Below are 15341 nucleotides of genomic sequence, written 5' to 3' on the forward strand. Positions count from 1 at the left end.
TCGTCGCGGTCAATGTCAACTGGTCAATTTTCAGCACTAATCGGCGTACAGCGCCTCCGATTGCGGCCATTCGCTAGACTCTGACAAATGAGTATGTTGGGCTCGTTTCGGACCAGAAGCTGCATGGGTTCTCTGGATGGCTACGCGGGACTTTGCGGAATTCACGAACTACGGTTCACCGGTTGCCTTAAAGTTTACCAGCCACGGTTTTAAACGACGACTTCCATTTGAAAGGTATCCGCCGCAATGCCCGCAAAAAACTTCGTCAAAAAGTACGAGACGGCCCTCGGAACCCAAGATTGGAACTCAATTGCGCCGCTCATAAGTGACGACGCTATTGTGATCTTTTCAAATGGCTCGCTGCATCAAGGAAAAGATGCGATCAGGGCGGCATACCAAAACAACTTCAATACAATAAAGGGTGAAGAGTACCGGATCGACAACGTTCATTGGTTAGCTGAGACGGCGGATGCTGCCGCTTACAGTTTTGAGTTTCATTGGACTGGCGTCATTGAAGGCCGTCAAACTTCGGGCTCGGGACGTGGAACGGCGGTATTGGTCCGCAAAGGTGATCGTTGGCTGTTGGCTGGGGAGCAGTTAGGGCCAAAGGCGTAGCAGCGGTTTGCTTTCTTTTTCGCGTCCACAAATGCCCAAGGCTTTTTGTTGCTCACAACATCCAATGCCTGCTGTCGCGACGATAGCAAAGACCTGTTTTCGGCGTCAGCGCTCAGCGATGCAATTTACCAAAGTTGAGTAAACGTTTTAAGTACTATCCTTGATACTACATACGAAAAAACTGCCTTCTTGTAGAAAAGTACTGTCTCCATAAAGTGTTGCTGAGCCCGATTATTCAGCCGCGTTATTCGACTGTCCACATCGGGTGTTCAACGACATCTGAAAGGCGAGATCATGATACTTGAAGGCAAAAACGCGCTTGTGTTCGGAGCGGGAGGACATCTTGGGAAACACTTGGCAACGCGTTTTGAGCAGGAGGGCGCGTGTGTGTTTCGATCGTCCAAAACCCTCAACGCTCAGGACGAGGGGCTTGCAATCGTGGATGCGACAGATGAAGCCAAGGTAGATGCCTATATAGACAAGATTATGCAAGACGCTGGCTCAGTCGATATTCTGATCAACCTCACCGGCGTCGGTCCCAGTCTTTACAATCATGGTCGGCCGGTAACTGACGTTGACTATGAGCAATTCATGATGCCATTGGCGGTTGATACAGCATCACAATTTATCACGGCAAAATCCGTCTTCCGCCACATGTCGCAACAAGGCCACGGAGTGATCATCCTGAACACATCGACACTTGCAAGGGTCGGATCGCCTTGGGCCCCTGCGCTATCCGCAGCGCATGCAGCGACCGAAGGCTTGATGCGATCGCTCGCGCATGAATATGGCCCCGCTGGCGTAAGGGTCTTGGGGGTTCGGTCAGAAGCCATGCCGGAGTCTCCGACGATCGACTACACGTTTTCCACGATGGGAGCGAATATGGGGCTGAGCTTCGACCAGATGAAAAGTTTCGTCGAACAAAACAAGACTGCGCTGAAAAAGCTGCCATCCGCCAAAGATACGGCGGCCGTCTTTGCGTTTGCAGCCTCGGAAATGGCAGCATGCATGGCCGGCACAATGTTGAACAATTCAGCCGGTCATTTCCTGGACTGATCAAAGGGTCGGAACGCTTTAGCTCTCCGCCCGTAGCCACCAGTTGTGCATGGCGTGAAACATCTCTTCCAGGTCTAATGCGCGTTGTGTAGCGGTATATTCGACCTTGGGGGGCACCTCGGCATAAACCTTTCGCGTCAGCAGGCCGTCCCGTTCCAATGCGCGTAATTGATTGGTCAGCATGGTCTGGGTCACGCCTGGTATCATACGGCGCAACTCATTAAAGCGTTTCGTGCCTTTGAAGATCAGAATTTGCAGAATGATAAGCTTCCATTTGCCGCCGATCAGCTTTGCGATGTCGGGCATCGGGCATAGCTCCGCCAGTTCCGGGTGTTTTTCCAGCGCTTCTGCTTCCGAATTCGTCGCCATTGGCCTTAATCCATTATAGTATGATTTTTCATACTATAGTCAAAAAATCTGCCTACTTGCAAGAATGTACCATAACCGTTTTTCTGGATTTGAAAGCGCATCGTCAACCTGGCGCGGCAGGAAATCCGGAGATCGAAAATGTTAAAATTTCAATTTATTGCGCTGATCGGATCGTTTCTGATCACAGCCTTACTTGCCGTGTTTTGGCATGTTGTTTTGTTCGAAGACCAGTTTCTGCGCCTCGGTGTCTTTACCCGGATGGATAACCCCAATTATGCCTTCGGGGTAACGGCCTGGGCCGTGGAAAGCCTCGCGCTGGTTCTGATTTTCTTCAGGTCCGATTGGCGCCGGACGGAGCTTCTCGACACCCTAAAGTTGGTGTGGTTGGTAGGTGCTTTCGCAGCGGCGTCGTCACTCTTTGGTCTGGCCGCGAAGGTCAAGATTGATGATCTCGTACTTTGGTTCCTTTTGACAGGCAGCTTCATTATCTTGCACACGACGTTTCTCGGGTTTTGGCTGCATGTCGCAACAAAGCGCTTCCAGGTGGGTTAACATCAGACAAACTTTGATCCGAGCACCGGGATAGGTGGCCGCATCAGGCCGCCGCCACAAGCACCTTTTGACGTTTGCAGGCCGCCGTGCGGTGCTGGAACGCAGCGCGATAGTCGGCATCCCCGTAGAGATCGATAAAGGCTTTTTTGTTGGGGTATGAGCCAATCGCGATCAGGTCCCAATCTTCTTTTTGTCCAATGAGTGTCGCCTCAAATGGAGCAACCAGAAGAAATTTTCCCCCGACCTTCTGCATCGTCGGAATACTGACCGAAGCATATCGATCAAAGGCCTCTTTCCCAGAAATACTGTTTTGGCGACCGCCATAGACAGCGACGGTCCGAAACTTGAAGAAGTTGATCAGGGTAAGTGGAGCATCCGGATCTCTGCTCAGAGCTTGTGCCCATTGGTCTGATCGCGGAACGGATCCGCTATTGTCGTCGCCATACCATTTCACAAACTGACTGCAGGTTACTTCATTAATCATAGAATTTTCCTTCTTGGAATTACCTTCGGCATTGCAAAAGCAAGGTAACTTTGTCTGATTCCGGGATGCTGTTCTGCCTATCTTTCAAGGATGTCATTTGAAGATTTCTGGGCAACAACCGGTTTCAGCTGAGCTTATGTGCCAACAAACGGAGACCCTTTGCCGGTGTCGAGATACGCCTTTAGGCTGCCGACAAAAAACATGTCCCACCCGGCTTCACATATTTCGTAGCAAAGCAAATTAGGCGTCAGGCCGTGGTGTTCGAAATGAACAGCTGTGCCGGCTCTACCATCATCCAATGTCCAGACCGCGCGCGTTCCCAGCCACTCCGTCTCGATCTCTTTTGGCTGACCTTCATGGATATGCAGCGCCTCGACGCACTCCCATTCAATCCGCTCGGGATCCAGCTTCGTCGCTTTGAATTTCCAATATCCGTGTTTCCCCGCGAAACCGAACTTTGCAACGTCACCGACTGTCTCAAACTTTCCGGCCTGACTGGTCCACCATTCGGCAATTCCGGTTGTCAGGGCGTCATAGACCGCGCGTTTGGACGCCTGGACGTGAATGATCTCGTTTGTAATTGGAGTGGGTCATGAGGCGCTCCCGCGATGCGAGCTCTTGCTCCAGTGCGGAGGGATGGTTCGTTCGTGTCCGGGTAGGGAAATCACTTGATCACGCCAGCGCGCAACATTCGGAAAATCCTGATCGAAGGCACCAAAGTCAATATCCGCCATGGATTGGGGCTTTGTGGCAATCGCCCGCATCACACGGCCAATTTCGGGAAAAGCAACGGCATCAGCCGCACTGGGTTTGTGTCCGTAGAGGAACGTTTTGCCAGTCAGGAACTTGTCCATCTCGCGCAGCTCAACTTTCAACAAAAGAGCCGCATGCGCGAGCGGTGCTTCGTTTTCGCGTTCAGTTTTCGGAGCACCGTCCTCCCCGCCAAAAACAGGAAACACCACACCGCTGGTAGCCTTCAAAAGGTAATCACTGAACCGTGCTGTGAGCCGCCAGATCGACCGGACGTCTTCGACAGTTCTGCCGAACAGTGGGCGCTGAGGGTACTCCTCATCAAGCCACGCCAAGATCGCGAGCGACTCTCGCAGGTGGGTGCCATTATGCTCCAGGACCGGGACCTTCCCGTGCGGGTTCATTCGCAGAAAAGGATTCTTCCTGTGCTCTTTCTCAGATCCCATCAGATAGTTGGCAACGTAGTCCAGGCCCTTGAATTCCAACCCAAGCAAAACACGCCACCCCATGGGTGATCCGCTGATATTGTAGACCGTCATGCTCATCTGTTTGCCCCTCTGCAATTGCTGTCGAAACCGAGATACGATTGGCGGTCAAATTCAACAAGAAGGCAGAATCTTCGGCTATAGTACGGCTTTTGATACTTAGACCGCCGGCACTGAACCAGGTTCTGAAACTGAGACCAAGTTCGAAAAAACTGCCTTCTTGCAATGCTTTAGGACGTCTTTAGATCCTTTTGTAAGCGCGAGGAGACACGATGGCACTCAGACTTACGACGATCAGCGGCTCACCGCGAGGATGGCGCGTGTTGCTTGGAATGGCGTTCAAGGGACTCAAGCCCGAAATCAAGCTTCTGAAGCTTTCAGAAAATGAACACAAGGCGGAACCCTTTCTCTCGCTCAACCCGCGCGGAACGGTTCCGGTTTTGGAATGCGAGGGAATTGTGCTTCGGGACTCGGTTGCCATTTTGGCTTGGCTGGATCGAAAGTTCCCCAACACGCCACTTTTCGGGAAGACCGAGGTTGAATCTGCGGCGATCTGGCAATCCACGATGGAAAGTCGGCAGTATCTGCGCAAAGCATCAGCCGATTTTCTGACACCGGTGTTCTTCGGTGGTGCTTCATTGAAAGGTAAGGGAACGCCCAGATGGGCTCCTTTGGTCGCTGCAGCCAATCGCGCGCAGACGGAAATGCAGCGCCTCGACACTCAGTTACGGGATGGACGGTACTTTCTCACCGGTGAGAGGCCAACGGCAGCCGATGCCGTAGCTTGGCCCGAAATCAGGCTGTTGCAACGGGCATCTGAGATTCAGCCGGATCTGATGGTAGAATTGGGTTTCGCAGAACATGCCAGGCTATTGGTACACTTGTACGCCTGGAAACAACGTGTCGCCAACCTTCCAGGCGTGGAACAGACAAAGCCCGCGCATTGGCGCACCCATCCATGACAAAATAGACCTAAACCCCGACTATCGATGGACCATTTGCAGCCTAGCGTATTGGTCCGCGGATAGGACGACAGCCTGCAGGAAATTCATGTCGAAACCACCACACCATCCTTCGCCGCAACTCGTATTCGATCACATCACAATTGTAGCGAGGTCGCTCGAAGAAGGCGCCAAGTATGTTCGTGCATCCCTTGGCATTGAAATGCCACCCGGGGAGCACACCCGCTCATGGGAACGCATAATCTGCTACTGTCTCTGGGGCCTGATTGTTTTTTGGAAGTCATTGCCATTGACCCCAAGGCAGAGCGGCCAGATCGACCGCGGTGGTTTGGCCTGGATGATTACGACGAAGAACCCTGTATCGGCGCATGGGTGCTGGGCTCTCGCGATATCAGTAGCGCACTCTCGAAGGCGCAGGAGATGGCAAGCCCTATCATCGAGATGACGCGGGGCGACCTCAATTGGCTCATGTCCGTTCGGGATGACGGCAAGCTGCCTTTGTCTGGTGCGTTTCCGAAGCTGCTCCAGTGGCCTTCCGGACCACATGTCGCCGGGAACATGGGGGATCGAGGGTGCAAATTCGTATCGCTCACGGTCTCTCACCCGAAAGCAGAATTCATCTCGTCCTGGCTTGATAGCAAATTCGATGATCCCCGCATCGATTTCGCAACCGGCACCACCAGTCTTACCGCCACAATCAAAACGCCTTCCGGCCTAAAGACACTTCGCTAAGCAAGTGGGAAATATCGGCCTTGGCGAATTCATCTCGAATACCTCGCGCCGGTCCACTGCCAACGGGTTGGTTGACTGAAGGGACTCAAAGGCGACTTGATCTAGCGACGTATCGTGGATAATAATTGTCTGCGAATCAGATGAGGTGTCATATGAAGCTGAGCGACGGAGTAGAGCAGGCTATACATTCAGTCGCAATGTTGGCCAGCCTTGCGGAAGATGAGCTACTTTCAGCCGCAGCACTCGCCGAGTTCCATGGCGTGTCTGCAAGTTATCTCCTGAAACACTTACAAGCCCTGTCACGCGCCCAGATTCTCGCAACGGTCCCGGGGCCGAAAGGGGGTTACCGCCTTGCCAAGATGCCGGAAAAGATAACGCTTCTTGATGTGATCCTCGCCGTAGAGGGTGGAGAGCCGGCATTTCGATGCAAGGAAATCCGGCGAAATGGACCCAATCCGATGCCGGACGGATATTTTACTGCGCCCTGCCAGATCAACGCGGCAATGCTTCGTGCCGAGAGGTCCTACCGCGCCGAGCTTAGGCGCGTGACAATCGCTGGCCTGCTGGAACAAGTCATCAGTGACGACGATGGGACACTTGCCGCCCGCAGTTGCGCTTTTCTTGAAGCCAACGTCCGAAGATCAAATCCAAATCCCACAAAGTAAGGAAGACCCATGCAACCACGCATCGATTACATGAACGCATCGCCTGACTCAATTCAGGCGGTCTGGGCCCTGGAGAAATTTGTCGCCGAGAAATCGGGCCTCGAAGAGCGCCTCCGGCTTTTGCTGAAAATCCGTGCATCGCAGATCAATGGCTGTGCCTTCTGCATCGATATGCACGTCAAAGAAGCCCGCAGAGCTGGATTGAGCGAACAATGGATCGCGCTTATTGCCGCATGGCGCGAGTCCCCTGTCTACGATGAAAGGGAGCGTGCGGTTCTGGCTTGGACTGACGCCCTCACCAACGTGTCGCAGACTGGGGCGCCGGATGAGGATTTTGATACTCTCAAAGCTCATTTTTCCGATGAAGACATTACGAAGCTCACCGTTGCAATCGGCACCATCAATATCTGGAACCGCATCGCTGTTAGCTTTCGGTCTCAACACGAGATCGATCCTACCAACTGAAACACCACTCACGAACTGATGCGCCGCCTTGGGATGGAGCATCACATCTGCTCACCAACAAGCTTCATTGTCGGGCAGACGACACACGTCCGATTCAGACAGGCGTCCATTAGAGCGGGCTGCCGGGAGAATGCATATGAAAAAAAGCGTCATCATCTGGCTGCTGGCAACACTTTTGCCGTGGGCCGCCAGCCAAACAACCGCGCACGAGACCGATCTGGAAGACGGTATCGTGAGGACGCTTATGACGTCCGAAGAAATTGGCAACATCCCGGGTCACAGATTAACTGCTGCTCGGGTTATTCTTCGGCCTGAAGCTTCCGCAGACGCACATCGGCACGAAGCATTTGTTTTCGTGATCATGCTGCGCGGCCGTGTACAGTCGCAGCTCGACAATGGTGAGATCATTGAATACGGCGTTGGCGACACGTGGATTGAGCCCCCTGGCGCATTGCACAGCTTAACCCGCAACCCCAGCACAACAGAAGATGCAGAGTTTATCGCCGTGTTTGTGGCTCAAGATGGCGCCAGGCTCACGACATCAGGTCAGTGGTCAGAATGACGTGGGCTACCGAACAAACCTAGCAGGAGGACCAGAATGCTAAAGAGCATATGCCCGATCTTTCCGAGTTCGGATTTTCACAGAACCTCAGCTTTCTATGGTGAGCTGGGCTTTCAGGAAGTCGCAAGGTTTGAAGAAAATGGCTACCTGATCCTCGCCCGCGATTGTGTGGAAGTCCATTTCTTCAGCACTCAAGGACATGAGACTTCAGTTCATTCTGACCATGGTGCCTTTGTGCGCGTCGAGAATGCCAGCACATTGTCGGCCGAGTACGAAGCCCTGAATCTAGCTGGTCAAGATATTCCTCGCTTTGAGAGAGCAAAAGAGAAACCCTGGGGCGTGTGTGAACTGGCAATCGTCGACCCAGACGGAAATCTCCTTCGAATGGGGCACATCACCGAAAAGGCCTCATAAACGGGTATTGGCGTTGACCATAGGCCTGGCAATCGAGGACGGCCCAAAGCAGACTTTGATCGTGGTGCTCGACTGCTGCAGTCGCGGCCACCCAAGACACGTTCTAGTTCTGCGACTAGATAATAGCAGATGGATATCAAAAAAAGTGACCAGCCAATTTGAGGATAAGGGATTCAGTTTGGTGTATCGGGATACCGGTCCGACAGAGGCAACGACACTGGTTTTCATACACGCAATGTCCTTTCACCAGGACATTTTGCAGGGCGTTCTTTCCCGATTGCCGGAAGGCCTCAGGATCGTAAGCTACGATCAGAGAGGTCACGGTGAGTCTGACGTGCCCGATCTGCCTTACTCACTGGACGACTACGCTGACGACGCGATCCAACTTCTTGATCATCTTGAAATTCAGTCCTGTAACCTTGTTGGTATTTCATTCGGGGGACTAGTCGCCCAGAGAGTTGCAGAGCTGCGTCCCGACCTCGTAGAGCGGCTTGTGCTCTCCAATACAGCAATGAAAATCGGTATTCTTGAAGATTGGATGGAGGGTGCTACTGCGGCCCGCACCGAAGGGTTTTGTCGAAAGAAAATCGAAGATTCCTTTCGGCACCTGTTTTCTCCCGAATTTTGTCAGTCATCTCCGCGCTTTGAAGAATTGGTCGCCCGACGGTTGCGTTTGTCTGTTGAAGGCTATGTCGGCTGCTGTCAGGCGATCGGCCATGCAGATTTGTCAAAGACAGCTTCCCGTCCCGCCCAACCAACGCTTGTTATTGGCACCGACAATGACGTCGTGACACCACGTGACATCGTAGCGGAACTCGCTGCTTCTCTTCCAAATAGCGAGTTCAAGCTGATACGGGGAGCCGGTCATTTACCCTGCGTTGACAAACCAAAAGAGTTTGCCGGATTGCTTGTATCGTTTTTGGATTTGTAGCTCGGCACTCATGAAGTCCCATCTGACGTCGCGACCTTTCCACTGTGCCAAGCAAAAGCTGCCCTTCATGGGCCGCGCAGCATTTAGCAGAATGGGTTTTCTTGCTGCCGCTAGATCGATCACGACATGCTCGCCGGATCAGAAGCACCATCCAATTTAGTAAATCCGGCCCAAAGCGGACCTTGACCCCGCCCCTTAGATGCTGCGGTCGCGGCCCGCTTTGCTGACATTCACTGCAAGTGCAAGATCTGGACTAGGTCGAACTGACAGTCTGCGGACAAACCTGCCGTTGAATAAAGGTCCGCTTTCAGTCCAACACCTAGAGTTCCACCAATCGCTCATCGACTGGTGAGGACTGGACGATAGACGAATTGGTGGCTCCAAAGGGTACGATCCGGTCAATGACAGCTTCCATTTCGGCAACGTCGCGGACATGCGCCCGAGCGACGAAGCAGTCTTCTCCCGATACACGATCACAAGCGACGATTTGCGGCGTCTCCTGGATCGCCACGATCATGTTCTTCATCTCGCCGGGCAGTGGGCGCGCGCGGATAAGGATCGTCAAGCCGTAGCCAAGGCGGGCCGGGTCGATGCGCGCGCCGTAGCCTGTGATGATGCCCACATCCTCAAGTCGTCGCACACGGTCCGCCACGCTTGGGGCGGACAGACCAACGCGGCGCGACAGCTCGGCACGGGGAATACGGGCATCCGCGCACAGCTCGCGCAGAATCGCGGCGTCGGTGCTATCTAAATCACTTTCTTCGGATCGAAGGTTATCAGGTGTTTTTTTCTTCTTTCTTGCGTTCAATTCGGTCACTGACATATCCAATCTCCATATAGAAATCTGTTTCCACCTTGCATTATAGATGCATGACAGATCAATCCCCAGAAAACCCTGCCCTCGCCAACGCCCCCGGATTCATGTCGCGCATGTCCGGGGCCGTTCCCCCTCACGCATGGTTCGGCGTTTCCGCCGTTTTCCACTATCTTGGCCCGGCTTTCGCGGTTCTGCTCTTTCCGGTCGTTGGTGTGCTTGGCGTTGCCTGGTTCCGCATCGCGTCAGCCGCATTGGTTTTCGCACCGATCACAAAACCCTGGCGCACGTTCAAGAAATCGTCGCCCCGCGAGCGTCTTATTCTGCTTGCGCTTGGCGGGTGTCTCGCGGTGATGAATAGCTCCTTCTATCTGGCGCTCGATCGGCTGCCGATCTCGCTGGTCGCCGCCATCGAGTTCGTGGGCACCATCGGGATCGCTCTCTGGGGTCTCCGCACAAGCCGCAACTATCTGGCGTTCGCCTTTGCCATCATCGGCGTGGCGCTCCTGATAGACGTGCCGTCGCTATTGGCGGTCGAAGGCCCTGACCTCACGTCCGACCTTCTTGGCCTGTTCTGGGCCGTGCTGAACGGGTCTCTGTTCGTCCTATACATCATACTCGGCCACAAGATTTCCGAAGGGGGCGCTTCTGGCGGTGTGGAGCGTCTCGGCGCGGCTATGACAGCGGCATTCATCTTCGTCATGCCCATCGGCTTCCTGCAAGCTCTCGAAGCCTTCGGCGCACCGCTTCTGGTTCTGGCCGGGATTGGGGTCGGTATCTGCTCGTCTGTCATCCCCTATGTCTGCGATCAACTTGCGATGGCTCGCCTACCACGTGCAAGCTTTGCGTTCCTGCTCGCTCTCCTTCCTGCGACCGCTACGATCATTGGCGTCATCGTCCTGCGCCAAATTCCGAGCCCCGTAGATGTCCTCGGAGTGATCCTCGTCATGATCGGCGTGGCCGTTCACAAACCCGCGCCAATGCCGGTTTTGGCGGCGAACGGTGACTGAAACCGGCCGTTCGCCGGACCCTGACGAATAAGCAGGGTGGGCTCAAAGCGGGCTTTCGCTTGGCTGTCGGTCGCAAATCAGGCCGCTTCACCTGCTCTCGTATGGAAAACCTGACTTTCTGCCAATCGCCAGTTTCGCTATTCTCTAACGACAAATGAATTTCAGATCCCGTCGCATATGCGGGTTATCATATGCACCTCCCTGTTGGACTGGCCCCGGCAACAGCCGGGGTCTTTTTTGTTCAGGAAAAAGTTCGGCCCACAGCGGACCCTAGACGTCCAGCTCCTCGCCTGAGCGCAATTCTACCAGAGCAGACATCCACGGGCCCGTGTGTTACTGAAGCACATGATGAAGAGGAGGCAGGCAAATGGGTGTCATACGCATTGTTGCAGACGTTAGGGCAGACGTCGTTGAGGAGGTCAAAGCATTCTATGCAGAGCTTTTCGAACTCAAAACAGTGATGGATCAAAATTGGATCGTCACGCTTGCTTCAGGCGGATCGGCCCCGGTTCAAATTAATGTCGCGAGCGAGGGCGGGTCAGGAACGCCGGTGCCTGATTTGTCGATCGAAGTGGATGATGTAAACGCTGTCTATTCCCGAGCCAGAGAACTCGGCCATGAAGTCACTTACGAGTTGACCAATGAGCCTTGGGGTGTGCGTAGGTTTTTCATAAAAGATCCGACTGGCAAGATCATAAACGTGCTTTCTCATAGCGACTAACGGCCCAAAGCCGACATTCAGCAGTGCTCGAAGTCACTCGATCAAATTCCCAGAACCGGACATTGGTTCACAGTGCAGCATTTTGGTTTGACGAACGGAAACTCTACGGGCCTAGCAGTCATTTTGCTGTTTGGTTCATTCACGTAGCATCAAGTCGCCGTTGTGGCAGGACAATTGCTGCCACAAAGTGATGGTTACCAAGCCGGACTTTGGCCGCTTTCGATTTGGTCTTATCTGCGTTAGTCCATTGTACGAAGATTGCGGGTAAAATGATCTCGAACATTGATATCGAGTCTCAGGGCATCACCACCCGCGGGCTTCACGACACTTTACCGCATCAAGCAATTGCTGAACCGGTTGCGTGCTTGAACTTGACATTTTCGGCATAAATTTAAAAATTAACTGATATTTTGCGTTTTTTTGACCGCCACCACGTCCATTCACGTTCGGAGTAGGTTGATGAAAGGGTTATCCAAATGTTCGATGTCAAAGTGAGTTTTGCTGCAATATTCTTACTTCTATCCAGCCCTGCGTTCGCTGCACCGCTCCTACCCGGCGACTCAATCGTCTTATTTGGCACAAGTGAAGTCGCTGACCCGGACCTTACGGGACTGGAACTGAACGACAATCTATTGCCGTTCCGAATGGATCCGGATCCGGCGACGCCCTTTACGGATGCTGGCGGAAACGTGCAGAACCGTGTCACACGTTCCACCAACACCGGTAACCTGATCTTTGCGCCACGCATCCTAGATACTTTCAACACCGAAGCCGGGAGGTTCGTAATCAGCGGGTTTACACTGACAGGGTTCAGTGGCTTTGCGACGGACGTGGATTTTCGTACCGATGGTCCTGGTAGCGAAGGTATTGAAATCGCCCGGCGCTCAGTGTCCGATGATCTACTGGAATTCAGATTTCCGTTGGGAGTTCAGATCGGCTCGACCTTCCCAGGTGTGCAACAAGAGAGCCGGTTCGCCGCAATCAAGACCGACGCAACTAATTTCGCGCTGACAGGCACCATGACAATCGATGGTTTTTTGCGAAGATCTCGATGTCGCCGGTGCACCACTCCCTGTTATGGATGACGACCGTGTCTCAATAACGCTAGACGGCCTCGCAGCGCCAGTCGCGGTGTCACCAGTTCCGTTGCCTGCAAGTGCATTGCTTTTATTGGCTGGGCTGGCCGGGCTTTGCGCAATGCCCCGGAAGCGCAGACGGTAGCCTGCGAAGGGAGCCGTCGGCCTTCGTTGAAGGCTTTTAGATGCATACCAGAACTTGGTTGGGCTCACTACCGACCTAGGAGCCGATGCAGCATCTTCTGCCTAGGACATGGTTGCGCCCCGCGTGGACGGCCCAAACCAGCCGTTGGTCACCTAGTTTGGATGCTGCATTTGCAAACCGCATGGCCGCCGTTCGCGCAAGGCGCAGCATTTCAATGAGAGGCAATGACGGCCTTGCGGACAAACTTGCCGTTCATTTCGATGGATTGAATGACCGCTTTGAGGTGTCAGTGGCTAGTTGAACAACGGTATCGACATGCTTGCTGCACGACGCGGCACCATTCAAAATAGCGTCAACCGGCCACCAGCGGGCTTCACTTACATCGTCCTGCGCGATGGGTTCGCCGGAAACGTACTCGCAAAGCACCGCAGCAAGAAGAAAGTGGAATTTGACTATGCCGCATTCGTCACGATCAATCACATCCACATTGGTCAGATAGCGGACGGGACGGGCGATGATGGTGGTTTCCTTACACAGTTCCCGTATGGCTGCATCCATCGCGGTCTCGCCAAGATCGACGTGACCGCCTGGAAAGCCCCAGAGGCCTGCGTCAGGTTCGTTGCGTCGCTTCACGAGAAGCGTCATGCCGTCCCTGATTACGATGGCGAGGGCTGCGACCTTTGGATGATCCGTCATGAGGACGCACTTTCCGAGCGCGGCAGGGAAAGGAACCCGGCAGAAACGATGATGAGAATGCCGACGAGGGACAGCAATGTGGGCAGTTCACCAAAGAAGATTAGACCCCAGCCCAAGCTGAAGACGAGATAGCTGTAGTCGAAGGCGGCGACGGTCGCGGGTGGTCCGTTCTGGTAGGCGATTGCCGCCCCGACACTGCCGACAAGTATCACGGCGGCCAGCGCCGCGACCACGCCAATCAGTCCAAGGTCTAGCGTCTGCCAAGGCCCGAAGATCAAAGAGCCTTCCTGCCCCGAGAACAGACCAAGGCATGCTCCAGCAACGATGAATGCGACATTCAGCGCAAGAGCGAGCGCGAACGGATCGTCGTCGCGACATTTGCGGGCTGTCAGCAGCATCGCACAGGCATAGAGAAACGCCGCCAACATCGGAAGAAGCGTTGCCAGATCGAAGCCGGAAGCGTCGGGGCGCAGGATCAGGACCACGCCTGCGAAGCCCAGAAGGATCGCGAGCAAGACGCGGGGCGCGGGCCAGCGAAGGGCCTGAACCGAGGCGACGAGAGTGATAAGGATTGGCGAGGTGTAATAAGCTGCGGCTGCAAGAGACAGTGGCATCAGAGGCAGCGCGGAGTAATAAGCAAGCCACATTGCGACCAGCAGAACGCTGCGCAGGATCACCCAACCGAGCGAGCCAAGACGCTTTTGCCCTTTGCGCCGAGCAAGCCACCAGAGCGGCGGAACGACCAGCGCGGAGCGCAGGATATACATCTGCCACAGAGGGAGATCGAGGCCGGTGGCCTTGATGATAGCATCGCCGAGCGACAGCGCAAGAACGGCGATGACGACCGCGCTGACGGCCAAGCCGGTTCGGTAATGTGGTAAGTCGTCCGTCATGACTTCGCGGCCTTTCCTGTGCTGCGCCTCGCTCCGCCGAAGGCGGCGAGAAGCGCACCTGCGAAGTAGATCGCAAGGCCGTTCATCGTTGCGGGGGCATAGTCTACGCGACTTTCGACAATCTGGAACAGAAAGACAAACAGCGGGCCAAGCGTCGTAATAGCGGCAAGCGAGAGCGTGGACATCAGCGAGATCGCCTTCTGCATAGCGAAGACGGGAAATGCCATGATGACGAAGCCGATCAGCACGACGATGAGCACTCCTTGCAGATTGACCGGGCCTTTCGTGTCGAGACCAAAGCCTGCTGCCACCAACGCCACGACCACATAGAGCGGAAAGCGCAGCCCGTATTGCGCAACGGGCGCAACCCCGAGGCGGTCGAGGCGCTGGCTGTAGATCATCATGGCCGCGAGGCTGATCGCCGACACTCCGGTAAATAACAGGCCGCCCAGGGCAACCATCCAGCCGCCCCGAACGAAACCCGACTGCCCGAGCAGCGTGATTGCTGCAAGATAGATGACCGCGATCATGATAATGACGAGGCCCGCACCCTCAATCCTGTTCCGAAGCGAGGAGGCTTCCCGGACACCAAAGGCTAATAACACCAAAATTGCGACCGGGATTAGGCCGGAGAAGATCGTGAAAACGACCGCCGGTTCGATCATCTGGAGCGCGAAGAAATAGGCAATCCAGACGAAGGCGGTCGTGAGGTTCAACCCTAGAAGGGCATGACCGTTGTTCCATGCGATGTGCAACTGATCCGGGGACCGAAAGAGTGTCCAGGCGAGCGTTCCCACCGCCGTGAAGCCAAAAACGGCCGCACCGATCAGGAAAGAGTCATAGTCCTGAAACACGCCGCCGAAGAAGACGGCCTGCGCAGCTTCGAGGATCACGAAGGAAAAGGCCCAGATCAGACCGAGGGTCGCGTTATTCATCTTGAAATC

The 15341-nt window shown here is 54.4% G+C and carries 22 protein-coding genes; 14 read left to right on the forward strand and 8 right to left on the reverse strand.

Going from position 1 to position 15341, the window contains the following annotated elements; translation table 11 throughout:
- The first annotated feature begins 246 nt into the window (after positions 1-246).
- Both ACZ1HJ_RS00955 and ACZ1HJ_RS00960 read left to right on the forward strand, forming a co-directional pair.
- A complete protein-coding gene (locus ACZ1HJ_RS00955) occupies positions 247-615 on the forward strand; it encodes a YybH family protein (protein ID WP_472720503.1) in 369 nt (122 codons plus the stop codon).
- A gap of 294 nt (positions 616-909) precedes the next feature.
- A complete protein-coding gene (locus ACZ1HJ_RS00960; protein ID WP_472720504.1) occupies positions 910-1671 on the forward strand; it encodes an SDR family NAD(P)-dependent oxidoreductase in 762 nt (253 codons plus the stop codon).
- 18 nt (positions 1672-1689) lie between these two features.
- Here the strand turns inward: ACZ1HJ_RS00960 and ACZ1HJ_RS00965 are convergent, their stop codons facing one another.
- Positions 1690-2040: a winged helix-turn-helix transcriptional regulator gene (locus tag ACZ1HJ_RS00965; protein WP_472720505.1), complete on the reverse strand. Its 351-nt coding sequence runs from the start codon at positions 2038-2040 to the stop codon at positions 1690-1692.
- 138 nt (positions 2041-2178) lie between these two features.
- Between ACZ1HJ_RS00965 and ACZ1HJ_RS00970 the strand changes: the two genes are divergently transcribed.
- On the forward strand, positions 2179-2592 hold the full coding sequence (locus tag ACZ1HJ_RS00970) for a hypothetical protein (RefSeq protein ID WP_472720506.1): 414 nt from the start codon (positions 2179-2181) through the stop codon (positions 2590-2592).
- Between the two features lie 43 nt (positions 2593-2635).
- Here the strand turns inward: ACZ1HJ_RS00970 and ACZ1HJ_RS00975 are convergent, their stop codons facing one another.
- The 3 genes from ACZ1HJ_RS00975 to ACZ1HJ_RS00985 form a co-directional block, all read right to left on the reverse strand.
- Positions 2636-3076, reverse strand: a complete 441-nt coding sequence (locus ACZ1HJ_RS00975) for a DUF1330 domain-containing protein (RefSeq protein ID WP_472720507.1) — start codon at positions 3074-3076, stop codon at positions 2636-2638.
- A 134-nt stretch (positions 3077-3210) separates the two neighbouring features.
- Positions 3211-3657: an SRPBCC family protein gene (locus ACZ1HJ_RS00980; protein WP_472722253.1), complete on the reverse strand. Its 447-nt coding sequence runs from the start codon at positions 3655-3657 to the stop codon at positions 3211-3213.
- Positions 3658-3666: 9 nt separating this feature from the next.
- Positions 3667-4371: a glutathione S-transferase family protein gene (locus ACZ1HJ_RS00985; RefSeq protein WP_472720508.1), complete on the reverse strand. Its 705-nt coding sequence runs from the start codon at positions 4369-4371 to the stop codon at positions 3667-3669.
- Positions 4372-4583: 212 nt separating this feature from the next.
- Between ACZ1HJ_RS00985 and ACZ1HJ_RS00990 the strand changes: the two genes are divergently transcribed.
- The 7 genes from ACZ1HJ_RS00990 to ACZ1HJ_RS01020 all read left to right on the forward strand — a co-directional run bounded on the left by ACZ1HJ_RS00990 (position 4584) and on the right by ACZ1HJ_RS01020 (position 9042).
- Positions 4584-5273, forward strand: coding sequence for a glutathione S-transferase family protein (locus tag ACZ1HJ_RS00990; RefSeq protein ID WP_472720509.1), 690 nt, complete (start codon positions 4584-4586; stop codon positions 5271-5273).
- Between the two features lie 228 nt (positions 5274-5501).
- Positions 5502-6005 carry a VOC family protein gene (locus tag ACZ1HJ_RS00995; protein ID WP_472720510.1) on the forward strand — a complete coding sequence of 168 codons (504 nt, stop codon included), beginning with the start codon at positions 5502-5504 and terminating at the stop codon, positions 6003-6005.
- 152 nt (positions 6006-6157) lie between these two features.
- Complete coding sequence (locus ACZ1HJ_RS01000) at positions 6158-6670, forward strand: RrF2 family transcriptional regulator (protein WP_472720511.1); 513 nt, start codon at positions 6158-6160, stop codon at positions 6668-6670.
- A 9-nt stretch (positions 6671-6679) separates the two neighbouring features.
- Complete coding sequence (locus ACZ1HJ_RS01005) at positions 6680-7135, forward strand: carboxymuconolactone decarboxylase family protein (protein ID WP_472720512.1); 456 nt, start codon at positions 6680-6682, stop codon at positions 7133-7135.
- Positions 7136-7271: 136 nt separating this feature from the next.
- Positions 7272-7697, forward strand: coding sequence for a cupin domain-containing protein (locus tag ACZ1HJ_RS01010; protein WP_472720513.1), 426 nt, complete (start codon positions 7272-7274; stop codon positions 7695-7697).
- Between the two features lie 36 nt (positions 7698-7733).
- Positions 7734-8111 (forward strand): bleomycin resistance protein, encoded by a 378-nt coding sequence (locus ACZ1HJ_RS01015; protein WP_472720514.1) that lies wholly within the window; start codon positions 7734-7736, stop codon positions 8109-8111.
- A gap of 145 nt (positions 8112-8256) precedes the next feature.
- Complete coding sequence (locus ACZ1HJ_RS01020; RefSeq protein WP_472720515.1) at positions 8257-9042, forward strand: alpha/beta fold hydrolase; 786 nt, start codon at positions 8257-8259, stop codon at positions 9040-9042.
- A gap of 319 nt (positions 9043-9361) precedes the next feature.
- Here ACZ1HJ_RS01020 and ACZ1HJ_RS01025 read toward each other — a convergent pair whose 3' ends face one another.
- Positions 9362-9865, reverse strand: a complete 504-nt coding sequence (locus tag ACZ1HJ_RS01025) for an Lrp/AsnC family transcriptional regulator (protein WP_472720516.1) — start codon at positions 9863-9865, stop codon at positions 9362-9364.
- Positions 9866-9912: 47 nt separating this feature from the next.
- Between ACZ1HJ_RS01025 and ACZ1HJ_RS01030 the strand changes: the two genes are divergently transcribed.
- The 4 genes from ACZ1HJ_RS01030 (at position 9913) to ACZ1HJ_RS01045 (ending at position 12808) form a co-directional block, all read left to right on the forward strand.
- Positions 9913-10866, forward strand: a complete 954-nt coding sequence (locus ACZ1HJ_RS01030; RefSeq protein ID WP_472720138.1) for an EamA family transporter — start codon at positions 9913-9915, stop codon at positions 10864-10866.
- Between the two features lie 367 nt (positions 10867-11233).
- The gene (locus ACZ1HJ_RS01035; protein ID WP_472720517.1) at positions 11234-11587 is read left to right on the forward strand and encodes a VOC family protein; all 354 of its coding nucleotides are present in this window, start codon (positions 11234-11236) and stop codon (positions 11585-11587) included.
- Positions 11588-12063: 476 nt separating this feature from the next.
- Positions 12064-12672: a hypothetical protein gene (locus ACZ1HJ_RS01040; protein WP_472720518.1), complete on the forward strand. Its 609-nt coding sequence runs from the start codon at positions 12064-12066 to the stop codon at positions 12670-12672.
- Entirely contained in the window at positions 12665-12808 is a 144-nt protein-coding gene (locus tag ACZ1HJ_RS01045) for a VPLPA-CTERM sorting domain-containing protein (RefSeq protein WP_472720519.1), read from the forward strand. Before ACZ1HJ_RS01040 ends, ACZ1HJ_RS01045 begins: the two co-directional genes overlap by 8 nt.
- Before the next feature lie 252 nt (positions 12809-13060).
- Here the strand turns inward: ACZ1HJ_RS01045 and ACZ1HJ_RS01050 are convergent, their stop codons facing one another.
- Genes ACZ1HJ_RS01050 through ACZ1HJ_RS01060 form a run of 3 tightly spaced genes read right to left on the reverse strand, consistent with a single transcriptional unit; the run spans position 13061 to position 15332 of the window.
- On the reverse strand, positions 13061-13504 hold the full coding sequence (locus ACZ1HJ_RS01050) for an NUDIX hydrolase (protein ID WP_472720520.1): 444 nt from the start codon (positions 13502-13504) through the stop codon (positions 13061-13063).
- Complete coding sequence (locus ACZ1HJ_RS01055) at positions 13501-14397, reverse strand: DMT family transporter (RefSeq protein ID WP_472720521.1); 897 nt, start codon at positions 14395-14397, stop codon at positions 13501-13503. Before ACZ1HJ_RS01055 ends, ACZ1HJ_RS01050 begins: the two co-directional genes overlap by 4 nt.
- On the reverse strand, positions 14394-15332 hold the full coding sequence (locus ACZ1HJ_RS01060; RefSeq protein WP_472720522.1) for a hypothetical protein: 939 nt from the start codon (positions 15330-15332) through the stop codon (positions 14394-14396). Before ACZ1HJ_RS01060 ends, ACZ1HJ_RS01055 begins: the two co-directional genes overlap by 4 nt.
- Between the last annotated feature and the right edge of the window lie 9 nt (positions 15333-15341).

The organism is Roseovarius sp. JB2-10, from assembly GCF_055693585.1.